Genomic DNA, 26,278 nt, shown 5'->3' with positions numbered 1-26,278 from the left:
TATGGAGTTTTTAGATCCAGATTTAGAGAAATATATTGAAGCCCATACTGAGCCCGAAAGTGAGTTGCTTTATAAAATCAATAGAGAGACGCATACCGAGGTGCTAAAACCGCGAATGCTTAGTGGTCATTTGCAAGGCAGGGTTTTATCCATGCTCTCTCATATGATTCAACCTGAAAACATATTAGAAATTGGGACATATACAGGCTATTCTGCTCTTTGCATGGCAGAAGGATTGAAAGATAATGGGAAACTCATTACCCTAGATGTAAATGAAGAATTGGAAGAAAGAGTAAGAGAATATTTCCAATCATCAGAATATTCTGATAAAATTGAAATGAAAATAGGCAAAGCATTGGAAATTATGCCAACACTCAATAAAACTTGGGACATGGTGTTTATAGATGCCGATAAATCAAATTATTTAAACTACTATAAACTTTGTATTGACCAAGTCAGAAAAGGAGGTTATATTTTGGTTGACAATGTATTGTGGAGTGGAAAAGTGTTGGAGAAAAACAGAAAAAAATTAGATAAAGACACTGAAAGTATGCTGGAATTCAACGAATTTGTGCATCAAGATGACCGAGTTCAAAATGTACTATTCGCAATCCGTGATGGATTAATGATTTTAAGAAAAAAATGAATATAAAACTTCTATTATTATTTACTGCTACTATTCTAATTCTTTCCACACAGCTGTGGGCTCAGCAAGTTCCTTCACGTATGGAATTTGCCAATATGGATTTAAGACTTACTGCAGGCGCCATAAAAGACATACAAGCTGATGTTGATGCTTTAACTCGTAGCGAAAAATACTTTCAAAAGAAATTGGAACGGGTGGACATGTATATGCCCATCATAGAAAGGATTTTTAAGGAAGAAGGCTTACCCGAAGATTTCAAATATTTAGTGATTCAAGAGAGTGCTTTAGTTTCTGATGCAGTCTCTAGTAGTAATGCTGTGGGCTTTTGGCAATTCAAGGAAATTTCTGGATTGGAAAACGATTTAAGAATTGATCGTCTGATAGATGAGCGAATGAATATCGTTTCCTCAAGTAGAGCAGCCGCAACTTATTTAAAGGATCACAACAAATACTTTGATAATTGGGCTTATGCTTTAATTGCTTACCAAAGAGGGCGTGGTGGTGCGGCTGATGTTATAGACGATAATAATTTCGGTAAGAGCCGTTTGAAAATAACGAGTGATAGTTATTGGTATTTGAAAAAATTCCTAGCCCATAAAGTAGCTTTTGAAAATGCTATTGGCACTTCGAAACCTCCGTATTACTTAAAGGAAGTGGATAATGTAAAAGGTACAACACTTAAAGAAATTGCAAAAGAGGAAAATATATCAACAGAACTTATTGAGGAATATAATAAGTGGATTAAGAGGGGTAAAATACCTGAAGACAAAAATTACACTGTAATTGTACCGCTAAGCAACTTAGAGAAAATTGAAAAATTGCAGAGCAAAAAGAAAATGGCATTGGAAAACACCCCTGGAGACATTGACGATAGCCAACAGCAAAACTTTCCTTTAATAGATAATTACCCAAGTAGATCAGATCGATCAATCCCTCATGAAGTTGAAATAAATGGGCTGGATGGGATTTATGCTCCTGCTGGATATACTGTAAAGAAATTAGCCGAAACAGCAGGGGTTGATGAATTTAAATTTAGAAGATGGAACGATCTCAAAATCAGGGAAGAGCTAAAAACAGGTAAAATCTATTACTTAAGAAGAAAAAGAAATAGAGCGAAATTTTATTATCACACGGTTTCTCAAAATGAGAATATGTGGGAAATAAGTCAAAAGTATGGAGTTAAGTTGAAAAAACTGTACAGAAAAAATAGAATGGAACCTCCTCAAGATCCTAAAGAAGGAAGAGTTTTATGGTTGCGTCATAATCGACCTTCAAATATCCCCATAGAATATAGAGAAGCACCGCAAAAAAAAGAAGAAGCTGAAATAACTGAATCTTCAGAAAGTCAAGAAAAGAAAAATTCAGAGGAAATTATACTAGAGAAAAAAGAAGAGAAACCACAAGAAGTTCTTTTGGATTCTATTTCATCTGAAGATCCAAGAGTTGTTCAGGATAGCACTATAACAACACCCACAGAAAACTTACCAAAAGAAGAAGAATTATCCGTTAATCAAACCGATAGTATTGATAGTGAAGCAAAAGCAATCTCTGACAAAGACACTACAACCACCCGAGAAACTGAGTTAGCGGTGGAAGAAGAAAATTCTGAATCTGATTTAGAAGATGAAAATGAATTGGATGAATCTGATGAGTTTGACCAAAATGATTTTGTAGAATATGCTATAAAGAAAGGAGATACATTTTTCTCCATTGCCAATAGGTTTAATATGAAAATCTCAACATTATTGAATGTTAATGAATTAGAAATCAGAGACACTTTGTCGATCGGTCAGATAATTAAAGTAAACAAAGATGGATATGTAGTTGAAGCATCTAAAGTAGTGACTGAAGCAACACAAGAAAAACCAAAAGAAAATCAAACAGAAGAACCTATATCAGAAACTGTTAAAGGAAGTATTAAACATAAGGTAACTTCAGGAGATACAATGTATGCATTGGCAAAAAAATACAATGTCAGTTTAAAAGAAATCATGGAGTGGAATAATAAGCAAGATTATAATTTAAAAGAGGGAGAATTAATTCTTATAAAGCAGAAATAAATATTGCCTTTAACTAAAATCTTGCCTACAATATCTTACATTTGTGTTATCTATCGAAAAAATAATGCATTTCGAAAGATTTATGTTTTAATTAAAAAAAACTTTACTTATGTTTAGAAATAACTCTAAACAGAGTAAATTAATCAATAGATTACAAGGGTAAATTTACATGGTAACAGCTACAAAAACTGTTGATTTAGTGATGCTTGTTGATGATAATGATACTGACAATTTCATTAGCAAGCGAATCATTGAAATAACTGAGTTCGCAAAATACGTTGAAATCAAAAATTCGGGCAAGAGCGCCTTAGAATATTTGGAAGAGCACAAGGAGGATCCTGATAAGCTTCCTAATATTATATTTTTGGATATCAATATGCCAATTGTGGATGGTTTCGTATTTCTATATGAATTCGAAAAGTTCTCGGATATCGTAAAAGATAAATGTAAGGTTATCATCTTATCAAGTTCTGACAATAAAAGAGATATTGATAAGATTGTGAATAATGATCATGTAATTAAATTCATTACAAAACCTTTGACCGAGAATGCACTTAATGAAATCCGTTCTCTTGACCTATACTAGATTAGTAATTCATTGATTTTTAAAAGTATCATTACTTTATGAAGATTATTACCAGTATTTTATTCCTCCTAATCTTAAGTTCATCTGTTTTTGCACAAAATGATAGTATTCCATCTGATACTACTTATTGGAGTAAAGGTGCAGTGTTAAACCTAAATTTTTCTCAGGTTAACCTTACCAATTGGAATGGTGGTGGTAAAAGTTCAATTTCAATTGCTGGCTTAACAAACTTTAATATTAATTACCAAAAGGATAAAGATGCTTGGGACAATCGCCTTGACATGGCATATGGCTTATTAAGACAAGGGGATAGCGAACAGCCCTTTGTAAAAACTGATGATAATATTATTTTAACTTCTCGCTATAGCCGCCAATTAAGAAAAAGAATATTTGTATCCAGTATTTTGGATTTCAGAACGCAATTTACCGAAGGTTTAAATGAAGAAGGAAATCAAGTCATTTCACGCTTTATGGCTCCTGGATTTTTATTAGCCAATATTGGTATAACCTATCGTTATAAAAAGATATTTACGGCTACCATCTCTCCAATATCATCAAAAACAACTTTTGTAACAGATGACAGTTTGTCCGCTGCAGGTGCTTATGGGGTTAATCCGGGTGAAACTTATAGAATTCAGGCTGGTTTAAACTTTTCTTCTTCCTTTCAAAAGGACATATGGGATAACGTAAATCTATCTACAAACCTTAACTTATTTTCTGATTACGAAAAAATAGGAAATATTGACGTCAACTGGGAAACAGCTCTCAATTTTAAAATCAATAAATTCTTATCTGCTAGTTACAGTACTCAATTAATTTACGATAACGATATCAAATCAAAAGAAATCATTGTAAATGAAACTACAGGCGAGACCAGAAATGTAGCTGGTATCCAATTTAAAAGTGTAATGAACATTGGGCTTAACATAAAGATATAAGCTAAGCATTCTCTATTTCTATAAATCAACAACGATTAAGTTTAGTAATCAGTATCGAGACCAAAAGTATCTCTGAGTTTACCTAAAATAGGGTTCTCTTTTAGCATGGCCTCGAACTTTTCTTTAGGGGTATAAGGTCTTTCAGCCGCCTTTTCAATATTAACTTGATGCTGTAATTGAATAGCCTTATTCTGAAATTTCTTTCTAATAAATGTAAGTAAATCAGCCTTTATTTTTTCAATTCCATCTACCTCAACAGGATTAGTTAATTCTACCGTAATCATCTCCCCTTTTAGCTTTACGGAGTTTTTTAAAGAATTCTCGATTACGGGACCCACTTTATCGTTTTTGATGAACTCTAAGATAGCAGACTTTAATTCTCCCTCATTTAATTGCTTACCTTCTTCAGTATTGTCATTATCATCCAAATCCTGCTTAGCATCTTCTGCATTCTTTTCGGAAGCGGACTCTACTGGAGTAGATTTAATTTTCTCTCCTGGTTTTGGAATGGAAGGAGAAGATTTTAAAGGTTTGCTTTGGGTTGCCTTAGCAGAAATTTGATCTGCAAGGGAGGTGCTTTTTGCTTCACTTGATGTTGAATCTTCTTGTTCAGACTGACTTAGCTCACTTTTTTTTTTAAAACAGCATCATTCTGTTTTGCCAAATCAATTGCACTATTAATTTTGGCTAGTTTCATCAATGCTAATTCAACTGCCAACCTTTGATTTTTACTTGCCTTATAAGATTGATCCGTTTGACTTAAAACTTGAAGACCTGAAAGTATAAAGGAAGGAGAAACTTCAGCAGCTTGCTGCTTGTATTGTGCTTTCACCTGTTCTGAAACTTCTAATAACTGTAAAGTAGATTCGTCTTTACAAACTAATAAATCTCTGAAATGGGCAGCAAGTCCATTAATGAAATTATGTCCATCAAAGCCATTTTTCAAGACCTCATCAAAAAGTAATAAAGCTTGAGGTATTTTTTCATTATTTAAAGCATCTGTTACTTTAAAATAATAATCGTAATCTAAAATATGGAGATTATCTATAGTTGTCTGATAGGTAATTTTATTATCAGGAGAGAAAGTAACTATCAAATCAAAAATGGATAACGCATCACGCAAAGCACCATCCGCTTTCTGAGCAATTAGGTGTAAAGCGGCTTCTTCTGCTTCTATCCCTTCCCTTTCTGCTATATCTTTTAAATGATCTGATATATCCGAAACTTTTATTCTATTAAAATCATAAATCTGACATCTTGAAAGAATAGTCGGAATTACTTTATGCTTTTCAGTAGTTGCTAAAATAAAAATAGCGTAAGAAGGTGGCTCCTCTAATGTTTTTAAGAAAGCATTAAAGGCTGCATTCGAAAGCATGTGAACCTCATCTATGATATAGACTTTGTATTTTCCATGCTGTGGCGGTACTCTTACTTTGTCAATAAGATTCCGAACATCATCCACAGAGTTATTTGAAGCAGCATCCAGCTCATAGATATTAAGGGAGGAAGAACCTTCCATGTTATCTACTTCAAAATCGTTGATCAGCCTTGCTAAAATCCTAGCACAAGTAGTTTTACCAACCCCTCTTGGCCCACAAAACAAAAGAGATTGCGCCAAATGATCGTTGTCAATTGCGTTTTTTAAAGTAGTAGTAATATGCTTCTGCCCTACTACCTCATCAAAACCTTTTGGTCTATATTTCCTTGCTGATACAACAAAATTTTCCATTAGCGCAATTTATAAATACCCTTTTGATTTTAGGATATGAATTAAGGATAATTATGATTTTTTTTCAAGATTTTTCTAAGATGATACTTTAGCTATATTCTCAGCCGTAATACTCCACAAAGTTTCTAGGAGTTTCATAAAGTGTTAACTTATGAAGACTAGATCCTTCTTGCAATTGCTTTACTTTCGGTTCTAAAATTTTCCAAAATTCAGCTATAATTACTTCGCAACTTGCCATTTTTCCTTCCAGAAAAGGCACATCCATGTTAAGGTTTTTATGATCCACCTTATCAATCACTTCAGATCTAATCAAGTTACTTAACTTCTTCAAATCTACCACAAATCCTGTGTCAGGATCAGGTTCTCCTTTCACTGTTACAATCAACTCGAAATTATGACCATGCCAATTTTCATTGGCGCAAGGACCAAAAACTTCTTCGTTTTTCTCTCGGCTCCAGTTAGGATTAAATAGCTTGTGTGCTGCGTTAAAATGTTCTTTACGATTAACGTAAACCATGTCAATCTTAATTTTTAGGCTGCAAATATACGTTTATTCATTTATAATAAATAGTTTTGCTTAAATAGCTTATTACAAAAACATACATCTTATGATAATAGTTACCGGAGCCGCTGGATTTATCGCATCAAACCTCATCAAAAAACTCAATTCTGAGGGTTTTAACCACATTATTGCGGTTGACAAATTTGATAATGCTGAAAAAAATAAAAATCTGGAAGGCTTAAAAATTCAAGAAAAAATCGAAAGGGAAGTGTTTTTTGAATGGCTAGATAAACAAAATGAAAAAGAAATTGAATTTATCTTTCATTTAGGTGCTAGAACAGATACTACAGAATTTGATTTAGCTATACTGACTAAACTCAATACCGATTACACTAAAGAAGTTTGGAAAAGATGTATCGATATGCAAATTCCATTAATTTATGCTAGCTCTGCAGCTACTTATGGACTTGGGGAACTAGGTTATGACGATGATGAAAGCAAAATCCCTGAATTAAAACCCCTTAATCCTTACGGTATTTCAAAAAATGAATTTGATAAATGGGCGCTTAAGCAAGATAAAAAACCATTTTACTGGGCAGGATTAAAGTTTTTCAATGTTTATGGCCCAAGGGAATATCATAAAGGCAGAATGGCCAGTGTGATTTTACATGCTTACAAGCAAATTTCTGAAACGGGTAAAATGAAATTATTCCGTTCTCATAATCCTGAATTTAAGGATGGGGAGCAAATGAGAGACTTTGTTTTTGTAGATGATGTGGTGAATGTGATGGTTTGGTTAATGCATCACCGAAAAAATTCCGGAATCTACAATCTGGGTAGTGGAAAAGCTCGTACTTTCTTAGACTTAGTGAAAGCCGTTTTTAAATCCATGAATAAACAAGAAGACATCAGTTTTATTGATACTCCTGCTGATATTCGTGATAAATATCAATATTTCACAGAGGCAAAAATGGAAAAATTAAAAACAATTGGCTACCCTTATCAATTTACTGATTTGGAAAGTGGTGTAGATGCTTATATCAAAGAAATGAAACTATAAACAGTTTAATACGATAAAATAATTTATGTCATAACATTTATTTTCAATGTTAAACTAAAACTTACCAAACCATAAAAATATGTTTGAACAATTAGATCCGGAATTATTAGATAAAATTTATACTTACGCTATCGAAATTGGAATAGCACTAATAAAGGTAATTCTCATATTTATTGTAGGGAGAATTACTATTGGTTACCTCATGAAGGGAATCAAGAAAGCTTTCAAGAAATCTGAATTGGAGGTATCCCTTGTATCTTTTTTAAGCTCTTTTTTTAGATTCGTCTTTTATATCGCTTTAGTATTGGTCATCGCTCAAAGCATTGATATTAAAATTGCTGCTATACTCGGTGTTTTAGGTGCAGCTGGTTTAGCGATCGGTTTAGCCTTACAGGGCAGTTTATCCAACTTTGCAGGGGGAATATTGATTTTAGTTACAAAACCGTTCAGAGTTGATGACATCATTGAAGCTAAGGGTTACTTTGGGGTTGTAGAGAAAATCGATATTCTTCATACTTATGTCAGAACATTTGATAATCAAGTGATTGTGATGCCAAACGGAGCATTAGCTAACGCAGATGTCACGAACACCACTATAAAAGACACTAGAAGAGCAGAATTAAAAGTGGGTGTAGCATATGGTTCTGATATCAGTAAAGTCAGAGAAATCATTTTAGATGTAGTATCAAGAGATGAAAGAATTCATGCTGATCCAGCGCCAGCAGTGAAATTCACTAATTTTGGAGATAGTTCATTAGATTTAAGTGTTAGGGTTTGGACTGATACTGATAATTTGTGGCCAGTATATTGGGATAATATGGAAGCTATTAACAACGAATTTGTTAAGCAAAATATTGAAGTTCCATTTCCGCAAAGAGATATTCATATGAGAACCAAATAAAAAATATGAACATAAATATTTTAAATTTAGCCTTCGATTTAGTCGAAGGCTTTTTTTATTGAAAAAAAATCTGAAAATTTTAACTACTTAAAGGAAGAATGTCGTTCTTGAAGGGATTACATAATAATATATTTGTGAAGAAAACTATCTCAGTAAAAGTATTTATACTAGCCTTGTTTCTTGTTTGTGGCCACTCCTCCTACGCTCAGAATTTTGTAAAAAGGTACTTTAATAATCTAATCAATGATACAAGCGATATATCCAAACCACAGTTCTTGATTTACCCAACAGTTGCTTATGCACCTGAAACAAGCTGGGAATTTGGATTAAGCTCATTGCTAGTGTTTTATGCCAAGCAAGACACCTCAAACCGCTTAAGTGAAATAAATGGATTTACTTTTTTCACATTAGAAAATCAATATGGATTATGGTTTGATCATGCTATTTACTCAGATGAAGACAAATGGTTTTTCCTTGGTAGATTACGGTTTCAAAGTTTCCCATTATTCTATCACGGAATTGGTAATGACTCCCCTGAAGATTATATAGCGCGAGTTGATGCTAATCAGATCTTTATCAAAGAAAGGGTTTTACGAAAAATCAAAAAAGATGTATTTGTAGGCTTAGAAATGGATTTTCAACGTTTAAGCAATGTGGACTTTGTGCCCGCTGAAAGCAATAACGGAATTCAGGAATTGCCATTAGGAAGCGAAGGCTCCACTAATTTAGGTTTTGGACTCGGCCTAGTGCATGACAACCGACATAATGTTTTAAATGTAAGAAAAGGATTTTTCTCAGAACTTGCTTTACTTCATTACAATCAAGGATGGGGAAGCACATATGATTTCACTACTGTGATATCCGACACAAGAATTTACCGACCTGTTGGCAATCACAATGTATTTGCTGCGCAACTATTGGGGCAATTTAATTCGGGTGATGTTCCGTTTAATCAATTGGCTTTAATGGGTGGAGAAAGCATAATGAGAGGGTATTATTATGGCAGATACAGAGATCGAAATCAATTGGCAGCTCAATTTGAATATCGCTTTCTTCCAATTCCTTTTGGTTTTACTGACCGAATTGGAGCCGCGGTATTTGCAGGTGCAGGTAAGGTATTCTCGGAGTTAAATAACTTCGATTTATCAAATATTGTGGTCTCAGGTGGTGCCGGGCTTCGGTTTTTATTATTCCCTAAAAAAGATATTTACACTCGATTAGATGTAGCCTTCACTCAAGAAGGCCCTGGCTTTTATTTATTTATTGGGGAGGCATTTTAGCAGTGGAATTTTCTAAATCTAATCTCCCTGCGGTTTTTTCAGCTTCTTCAATAATCGTTTTTGGATAGCCATTTATATCTAGGATTCTGATGGCATTTCTGGTTTTAAGCTTCCCCTCTTTAAGTTTGTAATCAAAATCAACTTCATTATTGCTTATGATCTCACTAAAATGGTATAGATCATATTCTTCCTTTAACAAATCAGCAAGCTCAATATCATGCGTAGATACAAAAACCAAGTTATTATGCTTTGCTAAATACGATAGCACGGCTTTCCCAGCTGAAATTCTTTCTATCGTATTAGTTCCTTTAAAAATCTCATCTAGAAGGAATAAATGACAGTTCCTGCTTTCAGAACAAGTAATCATCTCTTTTATAGTGGATACCTCCTCAAAATAATAACTTTTTTCATTCATTAAATCATCACTTATCCTGATAGCAGACATCAGTCTGACTTTCGGCATTTGAAAAGCCTCTGCAAAACTGGTATTTAGTGCCATCGATGTTATGGTATTGATAGCAATAGTCCTAATAAATGTAGTTTTGCCAGACATATTTGAGCCTGTCAATAATATAGATTTACCTGCAGTATCAATATCGTTGATCACACAATTTTCAATTAATGGATGATAAATCCCATCTGCTTTTATACCTCTTTCAGAATTTGAAAAATCTGGGAAACAGTAATTTCCAATACCTGTCCTTAAAGAACTTATGGAACAAAGCATATCGAGTCGACCTATAGCATTAAATAATATATTAATGTGTTTTTGATTTCTCTTTATTCGCTTAAGTGCCTTAAAAAACAGAATAGGTTCTATAACGAACATAATTTTAATTAATTCCAAGATACCCCAGGATGCGGTGGTCATATCCCCTTGTACCTTGTTTTCCATTTGAAATAAATAGAAGTGTTTCTTCACCTTATCAATTGCAGATATAGATTTATCTAATTTTTCATCTGTGAAAAAATCACAATCATGTCCATTTAGCTTTTTAGCTACAGCTTGCAATTTTACAAGTTCCGGTATGGAAGAAATATAATGGGCAAGATGGTTTTTATTTCTGTAATGAAGCCCCATGTTGATGATAACCAAAACAGGAACTACATAAACCATAATCGTACTAAATAAAAGGCTGATAATTGCAACAAAGGATAAAGCGGATAAAAACGGAAGCAGCCGGTACCACTTGGGGGCTTCTATGGGTTTATCTTGAAATAATTTTGCGATGTAGAAAGCTTCTTTCTGATCGAGTTTTGACAACTGTTTTTCTAAAAATGATCTAAGCTGCTCATCTTCATTAATCCTACGAATTAAATATTCTTCCTCTTTCGTAATAGTATTACCATTACAAGTCCTGAGATGATGATAAAGATATTGCTGACCAATTTTGGAATTGGTTCGATCCAAAAACATGAATAACTCATCAAAATCCAGGTCATCACATACTTCATCTGAAAGGACATGTGATGATTCGGATTTATGAGCTTTTAGGAAATATTCTGATATCCAGCTAAAGAGAAAGGTTTCGGATTTAATCTTTCCAAAGACCTTATCATTTTTTGAATTCTTAAATTTATTTTTGAATAATTTCAATTTAAACGAGTTGCTAGCGAACTCGCAAGATGCTTTAATTTTTTAAAATCAAGCTATAAAATTCCAACTAATTGCTCCTTCGTTATTTTTTGCAGATAAATTCTTTCAAATCTTCCTGCCAAGAAAGTAGTACCCGTTATTGCAATCCCGTCATCTTCCAATTCAATAACACTTGAAAGGGTAAACGGATTTAAAGTCCCTAAATAATAAGTAGCTTCTAATTGTCCTGTGTTCAAATCATAAAAATATAACACCACTTGTCGCCCCTCTGTTTCAGAAGCAATGATGATCACCTCCCTATTCAAGCCATTATATGGAATAATTCTGCAAATGGCTTTTTCCGCAATTTCTGGAACATTTCTGTCGAATAGATTAACCGAAGAACTAATATTACTTGTCGGTAGTGTTGCTTTAGCATTCATAAAATGGTCTGAAAACTGAAAGCCAACAATAGAAAAACCTCCTGATGCAGATGAATAAGCGGCTTTCAATCCTGCATCTGATCCTTGCCCTTGCAATACACCTGTAGGATCATCTCCAAAGTTTGTAAATACCATGGACAAGGTATAATTATAAAATCCATTGAAATAATAAGTACTGCCTCCTGCTTGTCCACAGAAAAATGGTAATCTGGCACTTCTTTTTGTAAAGTGATTAACAATTGCATCCTGAACATCACTTCCTGGGCCTATAGAATAGCTTGCTTGTTGCAAAATCTGACCTTCCGTAGTGACTTCTGTTATGATTGAATTGAGCCCATCTGGATCATAAGATAAAAGCAATAAGTTATTATTAGCTGTTACATTTGCTGCCAGTGGATAAGATGCAGTAGTATTCAGGCTGATAGTATTTAAAGTACCGTCTTCTGAAATAACCACTAAATATGGACGAAGTGTATTTCTATCCATGCAGAAGAAATAGAGTAGATTACCGACTTTCAAAAGCGATTTTGTTGGGGCTACAAACATTTCCTCCAATTGTTGTTCACTCACGAAATCGCCAATTGAATCTGTGACCACCAAATTTATACCTGAAAAATCACTGGATGAAAGTCTTCTTTCTGATAAAATGTAATAATTATTAGCATTAAACTGAAGCCCTACAGGATTATAAGAAGCATTATAATTCGCATCATCATAAATTTTCAAAAATGATTGTTGCTGCGGTTCCACTTCATCATTATCACATGACAAAGTAAAAATTGAAGAAATTAAGATAAGAAATAGTAGGTTCCGTTTCATAATGCTTTAAACTGGCTATCTATATATCGAAGTGGAAAAACAAAACTTAAAGAGGTACTGTAATTTTGAAGACTGTAATCATCTTGAACCTCTCCGAAAGAGGAAAAAGTGTTTTCATCAAAACGAGTTTCACTATTTACAATAGACTGAAAACTGTGTCGGTACTGTACATCAATAATAGACCGGATATTCCAAAAATCGAAGCTTACGCCAACTCCACCCAATACTCCCCAATTATTCTTAATTTCCTCTTTATTATTGAGTTTAATATTAGCTCTTTCAAATTCCACTGGCTGGCCAGAAGCATAATCTGTTTCAAAAATTTGAACTTCTTTATTTGCATCAAATGCAATGGAATAAAAAGCTCCTGCCATCACAAAAGGTCTTATTTTATCGCCTATAATATCATATTTAACAGCTACTGGCAATTCAAGAAATGTTATACTCTGATTTACATTATAACTAGTTTCATATTGATCTTTTTCCGTTTCTCCAGACCAATTTAATTCACTGCTATAATTAATATTATTTCTGAAAAAGGTAGGAAAAGTTAAAATAGAAAAGCCTTTATGGTAGAAAGTGACATCTAGACCAATATGAAAGGCCGGGTTCGCAAAATCTTCATATTCCTTTTCCAAATTTTCATCACTATAATTGATAGGATTCAATCCAGAATAGCTTTTAATTAAGGTCGTCTGAGTGAAATTAGTTCCTCCTCTTATACCTAACCACCATTGGGTATTGAGAAATTCTTGAGCCTGAGACGCAGGAGTGCTTGGTTTTTTCCTTCGTTGAGCTAAACCATCAAAAACTGAGCATATTAGAAAAAGGGTTAGTAATATTGGTAATAGTCTAAGCTTAGGCATAAAATCAGTTTTTGATAAGTTTTTTTGTATCGTTTATGTTCTTAGCATTTACTCTTATAGTATAAATGCCTGATTTTAACCCCGAAACATCTAATTGAATATCATTGCCACCTTGCTGTAGTGTTTTATTCAGCACACCAATTGATTGGCCATTAATACCTAGAATTTCAATTCGTACTTTACCTGGTTCATTACTCTGGATTCTCAAATTAGTTTGATTACCAGCAGGATTTGGAAAAGGATTGTCTACATTAAAATGTTTCCCAAGCCAAGAATTAGTTCCTGTTATGCTATTAGAAACCATTTCAACATCAGGCAATGGATTTCCATTTTCATCCGTAGCATTGAAAAAATCTCGAAAGAAAATATCATTATTTATACTTGCTTGATCAACGCCTAACCATTCATGCAAAATACTTGCATAAAGCTGTCGGTAGTCAAACTGCAAATCAACATTGCTTTTGTTCAGGTCAGGATTCGTCCCAAAGACTCCAGGATTTACTCTATTACCGAACACCATCACTGCACCACCTTTTCCATGATCTGTCCCATAACTTCCGTTTGATGGAATTCTTCTGCCAAATTCACTCATACTGATGGTGAGAACCTTATCTTCCATACCTCTTGCTTTCAGATCAGCATGGAATGCTTTCATAGCAGCAGAAATATGATACATTTTTGTGGCATGAACACCCATGGTCGTATTAGTGCTCTCAACTTGTCCTGCATGATTATCAAAACCACCCATTTTCACTAAAAACACTTTAGTTTTAATACCTCCACCTAAAAGACGGGAGACTAATTTCAATTGACCACTTAATGGGTTTCTTAAACTACCAGAAGGCGCATTAAAAGGATAAATTTCTGGGTATTCAACTGAGCTTTCATTTGACGAAAGATAAATCTCTTGCAATCTTTTAATATAAGTTTCAGATTTATCCTCCAATCCTAATATCCAATCCATTTCCTTTTTATAGGGAGAACCATTGAGATGTTCAGGTGGAAGTCCTCTTGGATCCACTCCTTGATCAGAAAATCCTTCTAAATTTTCAATTTGATTTAACAATTGCCCCGGGCTATTGCCAAGTGAAATGGACGTTGGGATATTTCCTTCTTGATGGAATAATAAGGAAGTATCATTCCCCATTTCCAAAGCTAAAGGATCTGGCATACCAGCATTAGGAAAATCATCTGGATAGGCAGAAGGTGCATAAACCTGATTGAGATATCGGCCAATCCAACCTGATGAATAATAATCATCGTAATCACCACCCATGAACCAGATATCACGACCACGGAAATGAGATCCATTGTTTTTAGGATAAGAAACTCCTTGATAAACTGCAGCCTGACCTTGATCATACATACTCTTGAAATCAATCATATCAGGGTGAAGTCCAACCTGATCGGGAGCATCCAGTGTGCTATCCAATGGAATTAAGGTTCTGTTTCCACTTTTATAAGGAATAGCAATATTGGCTCTTCTATTATAATAGAGATCATAATTCTCTATTGGAATAAAGCTATTTAGACTATCATTTCCACCATGCAATTGAAGGATAACCAATACTTTATCGTTATCACTTTTTGGCAAAAGATTTTTAAGTGGTTGATGCGAGGATAAAAGACGCAAAGGAATTCCCTGAAAGGCAATGGGCGCACCTGCTGCAAATCCTAATTGTTTTAAAAATTTTCGTCTATTCATGGCCTACATCAATTGATATTCAGGTGATTGCAAAATAGCATTAAAAAGATCCTGTAATTGTCTTTCTACCGTCTCTCGATCAACTCCTTGTGTCCATCGGATGGTCCATGCTTCTTCTGGGTTTTCGTCTATTTGAAAAGTTTTCAAAAAAGCATCTAAAAAATAATTTAATCTCTCTTCTGTTAAAGGACTACTACCAGGGTTTTGAAATCCTAAATTATCTGTAAGTGCTAAAAATTGATTGGCAATCTCAATCACCAAATCTTTAGCATTTGAAGCAGTAGTATTATCAACATAATGCTCAACATATTCAATTGGTGTCTTTAACTGAACAGGCATTCCCTCCATATTGGCATTGCTTACGCTTTGTACATAAGCATATCTTTGGGTAAGGTAAGATGTTGTGATCCAACCTCTGTGATAAATAGGAAATTGGTGATAAGCTAAATAACCAGCCACTTCAAAAGGCTCATAGAAGTTTAAACCCATATCCCCCATTTTCCTTAACCAATCATTTGTGATTTCATAAAATGCAGTTGGATTTAAAAGATAATCAGGCAATTGCAAATCAACACTTCTTGCATGGCCCATTATTAAATCTAAAGGACTTTTGATAATGCTTCCAAAATGGTCATCTGAAATACCATCAGCCCCTTCATAAAATTCTTTACTACTCAATAAGGTTTGTAACACTGCCTGAAGGCTAAAGTTTTGCTCAACAAAAACTGCAGCCATATCCTTAATTACTCCATTTTGAATTTCTTCATTTACTTCATGATAGACGAAAAAGCGGTAAATTTTCCTACAAATGTGAATTGCGGTCTCTTCTTGCTGAAAAATAATATCAATGAATTGTTTGATTTCATCTACCGCACTTTCATAAGTGGCCTCTCCATTTAACAATAGTTCGGGATTAGGACTGATTACTGCATTATTGAATCGGAAACTTAATTGTTTGCTATTATTATCATGTTGCGCTGCAGTTAAACCATTTCCTTTGGCCACTCCTGTGGGTAATTCGGTTTGTTCATCTAATAAACTAAAAGAAGGATCGACATTAAAGCCTGATAAAATCCTTGCTCCTTCCTGAACATCTTGTTCAGTAAAAGTACCATAATCACCGGTTTCATTATCACCTTTATCCGTTCCTTCCAATCCTCTTCCTATAGAATATAATTCTAATAATTCCCTGGCATAATTTTCATTTGGGCTTCCCTTCACATTTAATCGCCCATCCAAAAATTGTAACATGGCATTATCCAAGGAGATTTTTATAACTAAATCTTTGAAACTTAGTGTTTCATCTGTCTCTTCTATTGCTAAAAATTGGTCAAAGGCAAACTGACGGAAAAGTTGATTTTGGAAATATAAAGCTCTGCTATTATTGACAATAGATTTCTTGGTTGTAAAATGAGTATGTAAAAAATAAACTAGCCTTTCTCGAAAAATATAAGATAATTTTTGATCTTCAGTTGTATTCGAACCTAAAAACTGACCTAATTGCCAACCTAGGAAATATTGTTCTAGTTCAAAACCTTCACTATTGGCTTCAGAGGTTCCTGACATCATCCACTCTTGACCAGTTGCAGGGTCTATTGGTGGCTCAGGCTTCGCAATATCTGCGATAAATAATCTATTTAATGCTTCTTGAGGGGTGTATTGAGCAAATTCTTGAATTAAATCGGGAGTCGCACCAAATACTGTTCTTCTTAGAAGATGAGAAGCTCTTTGACTTCCTAATGGCTCGGTTAGTGGAGTTAATGGCATTTATTCTAAAAGCTACAACATCAAAAATAAATAATTAAAATCTCTAAAAATAATTTTATCGAAAAAAATTAAACATTCATCGATCATGACAACAGACTCATAGATTAATAAGAAAGCTTAGCATTTACTCCGTTTTTGTTCAATTATGATAAGAATCTGAAAATTTTAAGACATAAAAAAAGCTTCTTTTTAGATTAAAAATCCAAAAGAAGCTTTAAAATTACTGTGGGGTAATTTCAGATTAACTCACAATTGAGTCTAGTATTTCATTTAAAGTATTGCTTGGGCGCATTTGTTTCACTAAAACGCTTTCCTCAGGCTTATAGTAACCTCCCATATCAACTGGCTTACCTTGTGCTGCAATCAATTCTTCATTGATTTGTGCTTCTTTTAAGCTCATTGTTTCGGCTACTCTACTGAAAATCTTTTTCAAATCAGCATCCTCCTCTTGCTTAGCAAGTGCTTCAGCCCAATACATAGCTAAATAGAAATGACTTCCTCTATTATCAATCTCATTTACTTTTCTTGAAGGTGATTTATTTTCATCTAAGAATTTTGAAGTCGCATTATCTAAAGCAGCTCCTAATATTTTAGCCTTTTCATTCCCGAAAGTTTTACCTAAGTGATCCAATGAAACCGCTAATGCCAAAAATTCGCCTAAAGAATCCCATCTTAAGTGACCTTCTTCCATGAATTGTTGAACGTGTTTTGGAGCAGAACCACCCGCACCAGTTTCAAACAATCCACCACCATTCATTAATGGTACGATAGATAACATTTTAGCACTTGTCCCAACCTCTAAAATTGGGAAAAGATCAGTTAAATAATCTCTTAATACATTACCCGTAACTGAAATTGTATCTTTTCCTTCTACTATTCTTTCTAAAGAAAAACGAGTAGCCTCCACAGGATTCATAATCTTAATTTCTAAACCATTAGTATCATGGTCTTTCAAGTATTCATTAACTTTTTTGATCAATTCTGAATCGTGCGAACGATTGCTATCCAACCAGAAAACTGCAGGATCTCCAGTATCTTTTGCTCTATTAACTCCTAATTTCACCCAGTCTTTAATTGGTGCATCTTTCACTTGACACATTCTCCAAATATCTCCTTCAGAAACTTCATGGCTCAATAAAACATTTCCATTTGCATCTTTAACTTCAACAGTTCCAGCTTCAGGAATCTCAAAAGTTTTATCGTGTGAACCATATTCTTCAGCCTTTTGTGCCATCAAGCCCACGTTGGAAACACTTCCCATAGTGGCCGGATCCAATGCACCATTTTGCTTACAGAAATCTATTGTTTCTTGGTAAACTCCAGCATAACTTCTATCTGGTATAATAGCTTTTGTATCTTGTGTCTTATTATCTTTATTCCACATCTGACCTGAAGTTCTAATCATAGCAGGCATGGAAGCATCAATAATCACATCACTAGGAACGTGAAGGTTAGTAATTCCTTTATCAGAATTTACCATAGCTAAATCTGGCCCATCATTGTAGCATGCTTCAATATCAGCTTCAATTTCACTTCTTTTAGCTTCTGGTAAATCCTCTATTTGAGAAAGTAAAGAAGCAAATCCGTTATTAACATCTACACCTGCTTCATCTAAAGTAGCTTGGTGCTTTTCAAATACAGGCTCGAAAAAAGCTTTTACTGCATGACCAAAAATGATAGGGTCAGAAACCTTCATCATGGTTGCTTTTAAGTGTATGGAAAATAAAACACCTGCCTTTTTCGCTTCTTCTTTTTGAGCTTTCAAGAAAGCGCGCAAAGCAGAAGCACTCATCACTGCAGCATCAATAATTTCGCCTTCTTGAAGTTTTAAACCACTTTTCAGTTCTTTAACATTTCCTGATTTTGTTTTCAATTCAATTTTTACTTCAGTTGCTGAAGGCAAAGTCAATGATTTTTCACTTCCGTAAAAATCTCCTTCACTCATGCTGGCTACATGCGTTTTAGAATCTTTGCTCCACTCTCCCATACTATGCGGATGCTTCTGTGCAAATTCCTTTACCGCTTTAGGTGCTCTTCTGTCAGAATTACCTTCTCTCAAAACCGGGTTTACAGCACTCCCTTTTACATTATCATATTTAGCTTTTACTTTCTTTTCACCATCATTTTCAGGCTCATCAGGGTAATCTGGTAAATCATAACCCAATGATTGTAATTCTCTGATTGCAGCTTTCAACTGAGGGACAGAAGCACTGATATTAGGTAATTTTACAATGTTAGCTTCTGGTGATTTAGCAATTTCACCTAGTTCAGCTAAATCATCATTGATTTGTTGCTCTGCTTTTAACCTTTCAGGGAATTGAGAAATGATACGTCCAGCTAAAGAAATATCACGAGTTTCAACAACCACTCCAGCTGAATCAGTAAATGCTTTTACTATTGGTAAGAAAGAATAGGTTGCCAAAGCCGGAGCCTCATCTGTTTTGGTATATAAAATCTTTGCAGTTTTAGACATGGTTATAATGTATTTGATTTAAATTTTTTAATAAACATAAACATCAATAAGTAACGATCATTTAGAAGCCTTGTTCCAAATTTCGGAATGTGAAATTAAATAAAAGTAGGGGCAGATAAAATTATTTCTTAAAGCATTCCTTCTGCAATACAAAACAATATTTAAAACATGAGGTTTCTAAACAAAAAATTATGGAATTTGTAATAGCAGGCGGAACAGTTTTAATAGCGATTGGTGTAGTATATATTTCTTTGAAGAGGGTTTTTAGGGATTGATGGTTTGTTTATGAGATTGGACGATTTAATTCTAATGACAAAACACTTCATGGTACAAGCCATCTTTCCATAAAAAATGAGATACAGCTTCCTTCGGTTCCATCAGAGATGAAATCAGTCTTTCTTTATTTCAGTATGATAAATTCACTTATTGCACCTCAATAAATTCTGTGCGTCATCCCTTTGAAGAAAGGGATCTTGTCTTATTGAAACGAAGTTTCAATACTCTTTTCCAAGACCTAATGGAAATTGATAACTCAATTTGTCAGTTTTATAACTTGCTTTCTTAATATTTTAACCTTTGGTTAAAATGGCTAGATCCCTTTCTTCAAAGGGATAGCCTGTCCCGAATTTTAATCGGGAACGTTCTAATAAAATTCAGTAGCTAATATTCAAATCATGTGTCTTAAATTCGTCCATATGGACAATATGTAAAAGCCCTATGATGCTAATCCCCAAAAACACTAATACATTTCATCCTCATTAGGAAAGTCAATTTTCTTAACATCTTCCACATATTTACCAATGGCTTCTGTGATGATGGTGTCCAGTTTGGCGTAATGACGCAAGAATCTAGGCTTAAATTCAGTTGTAATACCTAATAAATCATGAAGCACTAATACTTGACCATCTACATATGGTCCTGCTCCTATGCCTATGATTGGGATATTCACTTCTTTAGCTACTCTTTTGGCTAATTGAGCGGGTATTTTCTCTAAAACAATACTAAAACAACCACATTCCTCCAAAATCTTGGCATCTGCAATCAACTTTTCTGCTTCTTCTTCCTCTTTTGCTCTTACAGTGTAGGTACCAAATTTATAGATAGATTGAGGTGTTAAACCCAAATGCCCCATAACCGGAATTCCAGCACTTAATATTCTTTTAACAGATTCCTGAATTTCAGAACCACCTTCCATTTTAACTGCATGGCCACCAGATTCTTTCATGATCCGAATTGAGGATCTTAAAGCTTCTGATGAATTTCCTTGATAAGAACCAAAAGGAATATCCACTACTACTAAAGCTCTTTCGACTGCTCTTACCACAGCAGAAGCATGATAGATCATTTGATCAAGCGTGATAGGTAATGTAGTTTCATGTCCTGCCATTACGTTTGAAGCAGAATCACCCACTAAAATAACATCAACACCGGAAGCATCCACCAATTTTGCCATAGAAAAATCATAAGCGGTAAGCATAGAGATCTTCTCGCCTCGGTTTTTCATCTCCTGCAATTGATGTGTAGTGATTTTTTTAATAGGTTTTTTATGAACTGACATGAAATATTTTATTTATAATCTTCTATTTTATAACTGTTAGGAACGTTGATAATAAACTTTGTCCCCTCTCCTTCTTTAGATTGAACGTCTATTTTAGCATTTAATTTCTTAATTACATTTTTAACTATATACATTCCTAATCCGCTACCCTCACTATTTTCGGAAGCACGATAAAACATATCAAATATTTTTTGAAGCTTATCCTTTGGAATTCCTTCTCCATTATCTTCGATTGTTATTTCAGCTTCCTTTTCAGAAGTTTCAATATAAATATTTATAAATGAAAAATCGGTATCTAAATTCTTTCTATACTTAATAGAATTAGAAATTAAATTATTAAGTATGATACGGATTTTAGTTAAATCAGAATGGAAAGGATACCATTGAATAATTTTAGTTCTGATTTCAAGATTTTTGGTGGTGTAGACGTGATGAAAATTAGTGATGCTATTATTGACTTCCACCATAAAATTAATAGGCACAGCATCAGGTTCTTGCATTCGATTATCCCTTGACATTGCCAATAAATCCACCACAAATTTATCTAACCTATTAATGCTTCCGGTAATCATGTCTATTATTTTCCGGATTTCTCCAGGCCTAGACTCCGTTTTTAAAATATCAATCAAGCCCATCAATGATCTTAAAGGAGATCTAATGTCATGGGAAGCATGATAAACGAAATTATCCAATTCAAAATTTAATCGTTGTAACTCATCAAGATTTTCCTTAAACTCACTAATATCTCTAAAGATTATATCATAATAAGCGATATCATCAGATTCAATTTCTAAAGCCGAAATAGAAACCCAGGTTTCGGACTCATCCCATCTTTCAAATTTGGCTTCAAATTCTTCTATTGATTCTTTATCAGTCAATTGCCCTAAAAACCTTGTAATATCTACCTGATCCTTAAATGGATCTGTCATTTTCATATGACGCTTTTTCTCAGGTAGTGCTAAAATATTTAGTCCTTTTTGGTTTATTTCTACTACTTCTAAATCTGATTTACGAACTCTCATAATACCAATCAGAGAGTTTTGGAAGAAATGCTTATACTTTTCTTCACTGGATTTTATGATCTCTTCACTGCGCTTTTTATCAGTGATATCTCTATGGGAACCTGAAACTCTGACCGGCTTATCTTCCTGATCAAGTGTAAGTTTAGCAGTGGATTGCACCCAGATATAATGCCCTGCTTTGTGCTTTAGTCTAAATTGAATGTTGTATTCTTCACGATTACCCTCAATAAAATCATTTAATGCTTTTATGGACTTGGATTTATCATCTGGATGCATCAAATTTTCCCAGAGCTCAAACTTTTCAAGATTTTCTTCCGATTGGTAACCAAGCATGGTAATCCAAGGAGGAGAAATGAATACCTCTCCGGTAATGAGGTTTCTATCCCATAATCCCTCATTAGCTCCGGCTGCTGCGTATTGATATTGCGCAAGCTTTTTCTTGACCGCCTCTAATTCATTCCTTAACTGAAGATTTTCCTTTTCCAAAGAGATATTTTCTTTACTAATATTCATTCAAAAATTCACCTACACATGAATTATTATTTTTAAAGATATAACAATCTTACAAGAAGCTCATTATTTTTCAATCCATAAATTGTGAAAAACCTTTGGAACGACCAATCAAAACCTAATCAATTCGATGATACGGTCTATTTGTTCGAGAAAAAATGATGAAAATCAGTAATTATGCCTTTCCGATCTTATTTTTAAACCATACATTTAAAATTACGCCAGCCAAAATTAAAGCAATTCCGGAAAAAACGATCCAATTATAAGTCTCATCAAAGAACACATAACCATAGCCGAGGGCATAAACAATAGTTAAATATTTTAAGCTTGCTACTTTGGATAAATCCTCTGATTGATATGACATGGTCATGAAATATTGAGCAAATTGAGTTAAAACACCAATAGCCAATAAAATCAACCACTCTATTCCAGAAGGCATTACCCAATTAAAAGCTGAGTAAAGTCCTGTGAGCGGTGTAGTGACCAAAGGAAAATAAAAGACAACAACCATTGGATGCTCCGTTTTGTTGATTTTCCTGATGATGTTGTAAGCCAAACCTGCCATAATGGAGGATCCTATTCCGATGGCAAACATTTGAATAGAAATCCTAGGATCAAAACCTTGAATAATAATTAAACCTGCAAAAGCCATGATATAGAAAATCCATTGCTTAGGATGGACTTTTTCTTTCACTATAAAAACCCCTAAAATGGAAGTGAAAATTGGAGAAAGAAATTGCATGGTTACGGCACTACCCAGCGGAATATTTTGAAGTGTATAGAAATACATGGTTAAAGCAACCGCCCCAACGGCACCTCTAGCAATTAAAAGCTTTTTATTATTCCCCATTACCGGAACACCAATTGATCTGAGATAGACAAAACTCATCACAAATGAAATAAGCGATCGGAAAAATACAATTTCAGTTGCTGGAATATTCGGCAACATTTTCACGAAAACGTTCATTGTTGCGAACAAAAAGCCTGCAATAATCATGTAAAGGATACCTTTATTCATTCTGATTAGTGATTTTTAAAATTGCAAAGCTACAAGTAAACTTGAAACCATCTTGATTTGCACAGCATTTTAGTTAGTTTGCATTATAAATAGTATAAGCATGAAGATCAAAATAAAAGAAAATCAACACAGCGGGAAGCTTTTTGTTGGCGAAGAAGAAAATCCTAAGGCTGAAATGGAATTCACAAAAGAAAGTGAAAACTTGATAAACGTAAAACACACCAAAGTTTCTGAAGATTTAAAAGGACAAAGTGTTGGTAGAAAATTATTAGATCATGTAGCTGAGAAGGCAAGAAATGAACACTTTAAAATAAAAGCCGACTGCTCCTATGTTCAGCATGTGTTCAATAAATATGATGATTATAAAGATGTTCAACTTTAAGAATCAATATCGAATAAAAAAGCCCTTCAATCAAAATTAAAGGGCTTTTCATTTTATTTCTTTTTTGTTGCTTTCTTCTTTGGAGCCGCTTTTCTTCCTCCTTTTTTGTCAGGAGTTTTTTCAGCTAACTCAACACATTCTTGATAAGTCAAATCTGTTGGTTCCTTATCTTTAGGGATTTTAACATTCTTTTTACCAAACTTAATGTAAGGCCCCCATCTCCCATTCAACACCTGAACATCAGGATCTTCATCGAAACTTTTGATGAATTTCTCTCTATCTGCTTTTCGTTTTTCTTCAATTAATTCAATTGCCCTATCAGCCGTGATATCCAATGGATCCTCTCCTTTTGGAATGCTTACAAATTTTCCATCGTGACGAACATAAGGACCAAAACGACCAATTGCAGCCACCATTTTCTGATCTTCGTAATCACCCAATTCTCTAGGCAATTTGAACAACTCCATGGCATCTTCTAGCGTGATATTTTCAATAAACTGCCCTTTTCTTAAGCTCGCAAACTTTGGTTTCTCAGCTTCTTCGTCCTCTTTGTCAGGAGTTTCCCCTAATTGTACTAATGGGCCAAACTTCCCTAACCGGACAATAACTTTCTTGCCAGTTTTAGGATCAACTCCTAACTCGCGGCCTGTATTAACATCTTTTCTTTCAATGTTTTCAGCCTCGTCCACTTTTTGGTGAAATTCGCCATAGAATTTTTGGATCATGTTATTCCAAACCTTTTCGCCTTTGGCAATTTCATCAAATTCATGCTCTACCTTAGCGGTGAAATTATAATCGGTAACATTTGGAAAATGCTCCACCAAGAAATCATTTACCACCATAGCCAAATTGCTTGGGTATAATTTATTTTTCTCAGCTCCTGTAATTTCAGTTTTCTCTGAACGGTTTATTTTTCCATTTTCCAAGACCATTTCAACATATTTCCGATCTTTTCCATCTCGGAATTCTTTATTGACATAGCCTCTTTTTTGAATAGTAGAAATGGTTGGAGCATAGGTAGATGGTCGTCCAATTCCCAATTCTTCTAATTTTTTCACTAAAGTTGCTTCATTATAGCGAGCAGGTGGTCTGGTGAAGCCTTCTCTGGATTGCATTCTCTTTAAATCCAAAGTTTGTCCAACTTGTAATGGAGGCAACATGCCTTTGGTTACATTGGTCTCGCCTTCTTCCTCCTCATCAGTGGATTCAATATAAACTTTCAAGAACCCTTCAAATTTCACAACCTCACCACTAGCACTTAGGGTCTGATCTGTATTAGAGATATCAATACTTACATTGGTCTTTTCAATTTGTGCATCCGACATTTGGGAAGCAATGGCTCTTTTCCAAATTAAATCATAAAGCCTTTGTTCGTTATAGTCACTGCTTGCTTCTTTTGTAGCAAAATTGGTTGGACGAATGGCTTCGTGAGCTTCTTGTGCTCCAGCTGATTTTGTCTTAAAAACTCTGGTATGCGCATAATCTGCCCCATACTCAGACTTAATTTCTTTAGCAGCACCTTCTCTCGCTTCATCCGACAAATTCAGGGAATCGGTTCTCATATATGAGATTTTACCTGATTCATAAAGCCTCTGGGCTAATGTCATGGTTTGAGAAACTGAGAAACCTAATTTTCTTGAAGCTTCCTGCTGCAAAGTGGAAGTGGTAAAAGGCGGAGCTGGAGTTTTCTTAGCCGGCTTTTTCTCTAATTTTCCTATTGAAAATTCAGCATCCAGACATTTCTCTAAAAATGCCATCGCTTCTTCTTCCGTTTTGAATCTGCCCGGAAGTTCTGCCTTTAATTCTTTACCCTCTACATTAAAGAAGGCTTGTACTTTATAAAATGATTCCGCTTTAAATTTTTCAATCTCTCGCTCTCTCTCCACTACTATTCTAACCGCAACCGATTGGACTCTACCAGCCGAAAGCCCGGTTTTGATTTTTTTCCAAAGGATTGGAGAAAGCTCAAAACCCACCAATCTATCTAAAATCCTTCTGGCTTGTTGCGCATTTACTAAATCTATATCAATTCCTTTAGGAGAATTAATCGCATTTTGAATAGCTGATTTTGTGATTTCCCTAAAAACAATTCTTTTGGTTCTACTATCATCTAATTTTAAAGCTTCTTTCAAATGCCATGAAATAGCTTCTCCCTCGCGGTCATCATCAGTCGCGAGATAGATCATTTCTGCTAATTTGGCTTCCTTTATCAAAGCCTTAATAACTTCTTTCTTATCTTTTGAGATTTCGTAAGTAGGTTTAAACCCATTTTCGATGTCGATGGCATTATTTCCTTTTGGCAAATCCCGAACGTGACCATAACTAGAAAGCACTTTATAATCCTTTCCAAGATAACCTTCAATAGTTTTGGCTTTGGCTGGTGACTCCACTATCACTAAATTTTTCGACATATCTACTGGCTTATTTTAAATTGAAA

The 26,278-nt window shown here is 34.4% G+C and carries 22 protein-coding genes; 9 read left to right on the top strand and 13 right to left on the bottom strand.

Going from position 1 to position 26,278, the window contains the following annotated elements; translation table 11 throughout:
* The first annotated feature begins 1 nt into the window (after position 1).
* From QYS49_RS09475 to QYS49_RS09460, 4 genes are all read left to right on the top strand, one after another.
* Positions 2-646, top strand: a complete 645-nt coding sequence (locus QYS49_RS09475; RefSeq protein ID WP_308351555.1) for an O-methyltransferase — start codon at positions 2-4, stop codon at positions 644-646.
* Complete coding sequence (locus tag QYS49_RS09470) at positions 643-2,706, top strand: LysM peptidoglycan-binding domain-containing protein (RefSeq protein WP_308351554.1); 2,064 nt, start codon at positions 643-645, stop codon at positions 2,704-2,706. The genes QYS49_RS09475 and QYS49_RS09470 overlap by 4 nt, the downstream gene beginning before the upstream one ends.
* Before the next feature lie 169 nt (positions 2,707-2,875).
* Positions 2,876-3,292 carry a response regulator gene (locus QYS49_RS09465; protein WP_308351553.1) on the top strand — a complete coding sequence of 139 codons (417 nt, stop codon included), beginning with the start codon at positions 2,876-2,878 and terminating at the stop codon, positions 3,290-3,292.
* 38 nt (positions 3,293-3,330) lie between these two features.
* On the top strand, positions 3,331-4,230 hold the full coding sequence (locus tag QYS49_RS09460; RefSeq protein WP_308351552.1) for a DUF3078 domain-containing protein: 900 nt from the start codon (positions 3,331-3,333) through the stop codon (positions 4,228-4,230).
* Between the two features lie 41 nt (positions 4,231-4,271).
* Here QYS49_RS09460 and QYS49_RS09455 read toward each other — a convergent pair whose 3' ends face one another.
* Positions 4,272-4,658 (bottom strand): DUF8493 domain-containing protein, encoded by a 387-nt coding sequence (locus tag QYS49_RS09455; RefSeq protein ID WP_308351551.1) that lies wholly within the window; start codon positions 4,656-4,658, stop codon positions 4,272-4,274.
* On the opposite strand from QYS49_RS09455, the gene QYS49_RS09450 reads away from it, so the two are divergent.
* Complete coding sequence (locus QYS49_RS09450) at positions 4,642-4,791, top strand: hypothetical protein (RefSeq protein WP_308351550.1); 150 nt, start codon at positions 4,642-4,644, stop codon at positions 4,789-4,791. The two genes, QYS49_RS09455 and QYS49_RS09450, sit on opposite strands and share 17 nt — an antisense overlap.
* 58 nt (positions 4,792-4,849) lie before the next feature.
* On the opposite strand, the gene dnaX is transcribed toward QYS49_RS09450, so the two are convergent.
* Both dnaX and QYS49_RS09440 read right to left on the bottom strand, forming a co-directional pair.
* Positions 4,850-5,959 (bottom strand): DNA polymerase III subunit gamma/tau, encoded by a 1,110-nt coding sequence (dnaX, locus tag QYS49_RS09445; protein WP_308351549.1) that lies wholly within the window; start codon positions 5,957-5,959, stop codon positions 4,850-4,852.
* A 100-nt stretch (positions 5,960-6,059) separates the two neighbouring features.
* Positions 6,060-6,476, bottom strand: a complete 417-nt coding sequence (locus QYS49_RS09440) for a 6-pyruvoyl trahydropterin synthase family protein (protein ID WP_308351548.1) — start codon at positions 6,474-6,476, stop codon at positions 6,060-6,062.
* A gap of 91 nt (positions 6,477-6,567) precedes the next feature.
* Between QYS49_RS09440 and rfaD the strand changes: the two genes are divergently transcribed.
* The 3 genes from rfaD (at position 6,568) to QYS49_RS09425 (ending at position 9,702) form a co-directional block, all read left to right on the top strand.
* Positions 6,568-7,521, top strand: coding sequence for an ADP-glyceromanno-heptose 6-epimerase (gene rfaD, locus QYS49_RS09435; protein WP_308351547.1), 954 nt, complete (start codon positions 6,568-6,570; stop codon positions 7,519-7,521).
* 79 nt (positions 7,522-7,600) lie between these two features.
* A complete protein-coding gene (locus QYS49_RS09430) occupies positions 7,601-8,422 on the top strand; it encodes a mechanosensitive ion channel family protein (protein ID WP_308351546.1) in 822 nt (273 codons plus the stop codon).
* A gap of 134 nt (positions 8,423-8,556) precedes the next feature.
* Positions 8,557-9,702, top strand: coding sequence for a BamA/TamA family outer membrane protein (locus QYS49_RS09425; RefSeq protein WP_308351545.1), 1,146 nt, complete (start codon positions 8,557-8,559; stop codon positions 9,700-9,702).
* On the opposite strand, the gene QYS49_RS09420 is transcribed toward QYS49_RS09425, so the two are convergent.
* From QYS49_RS09420 to QYS49_RS09380, 9 genes are all read right to left on the bottom strand, one after another.
* Positions 9,683-11,299 carry a MutS-related protein gene (locus QYS49_RS09420; RefSeq protein WP_308351544.1) on the bottom strand — a complete coding sequence of 539 codons (1,617 nt, stop codon included), beginning with the start codon at positions 11,297-11,299 and terminating at the stop codon, positions 9,683-9,685. The genes QYS49_RS09425 and QYS49_RS09420 overlap by 20 nt on opposite strands.
* 53 nt (positions 11,300-11,352) lie before the next feature.
* Positions 11,353-12,540: a hypothetical protein gene (locus QYS49_RS09415; protein WP_308351543.1), complete on the bottom strand. Its 1,188-nt coding sequence runs from the start codon at positions 12,538-12,540 to the stop codon at positions 11,353-11,355.
* A complete protein-coding gene (locus QYS49_RS09410) occupies positions 12,537-13,406 on the bottom strand; it encodes a porin family protein (protein ID WP_308351542.1) in 870 nt (289 codons plus the stop codon). Before QYS49_RS09410 ends, QYS49_RS09415 begins: the two co-directional genes overlap by 4 nt.
* Before the next feature lie 4 nt (positions 13,407-13,410).
* Positions 13,411-15,111 (bottom strand): DUF1501 domain-containing protein, encoded by a 1,701-nt coding sequence (locus QYS49_RS09405; RefSeq protein WP_308351541.1) that lies wholly within the window; start codon positions 15,109-15,111, stop codon positions 13,411-13,413.
* Positions 15,112-15,114: 3 nt separating this feature from the next.
* Entirely contained in the window at positions 15,115-16,878 is a 1,764-nt protein-coding gene (locus QYS49_RS09400; protein ID WP_308351540.1) for a DUF1800 domain-containing protein, read from the bottom strand.
* A gap of 241 nt (positions 16,879-17,119) precedes the next feature.
* Entirely contained in the window at positions 17,120-19,351 is a 2,232-nt protein-coding gene (locus QYS49_RS09395; RefSeq protein ID WP_308351539.1) for an NADP-dependent isocitrate dehydrogenase, read from the bottom strand.
* A gap of 739 nt (positions 19,352-20,090) precedes the next feature.
* On the bottom strand, positions 20,091-20,909 hold the full coding sequence (gene panB, locus QYS49_RS09390) for a 3-methyl-2-oxobutanoate hydroxymethyltransferase (RefSeq protein ID WP_308351538.1): 819 nt from the start codon (positions 20,907-20,909) through the stop codon (positions 20,091-20,093).
* Positions 20,910-20,917: 8 nt separating this feature from the next.
* A complete protein-coding gene (locus QYS49_RS09385) occupies positions 20,918-22,444 on the bottom strand; it encodes a PAS domain-containing sensor histidine kinase (protein WP_308351537.1) in 1,527 nt (508 codons plus the stop codon).
* A gap of 172 nt (positions 22,445-22,616) precedes the next feature.
* Entirely contained in the window at positions 22,617-23,459 is an 843-nt protein-coding gene (locus tag QYS49_RS09380) for a DMT family transporter (protein WP_308351536.1), read from the bottom strand.
* Between the two features lie 100 nt (positions 23,460-23,559).
* On the opposite strand from QYS49_RS09380, the gene QYS49_RS09375 reads away from it, so the two are divergent.
* Entirely contained in the window at positions 23,560-23,841 is a 282-nt protein-coding gene (locus QYS49_RS09375; protein ID WP_308351535.1) for a GNAT family N-acetyltransferase, read from the top strand.
* A 53-nt stretch (positions 23,842-23,894) separates the two neighbouring features.
* Here QYS49_RS09375 and topA read toward each other — a convergent pair whose 3' ends face one another.
* Positions 23,895-26,252, bottom strand: a complete 2,358-nt coding sequence (topA, locus tag QYS49_RS09370) for a type I DNA topoisomerase (protein ID WP_308351534.1) — start codon at positions 26,250-26,252, stop codon at positions 23,895-23,897.
* Between the last annotated feature and the right edge of the window lie 26 nt (positions 26,253-26,278).

The sequence above is a fragment of the Marivirga salinae genome (genome assembly GCF_030503855.1).
GTDB classification, from domain to species: Bacteria; Bacteroidota; Bacteroidia; order Cytophagales; family Cyclobacteriaceae; genus Marivirga; species Marivirga salinarum.
The sequence above is the reverse complement of the archived record's forward strand: the minus strand, read 5'-3'. Positions and strand labels throughout refer to the sequence as shown.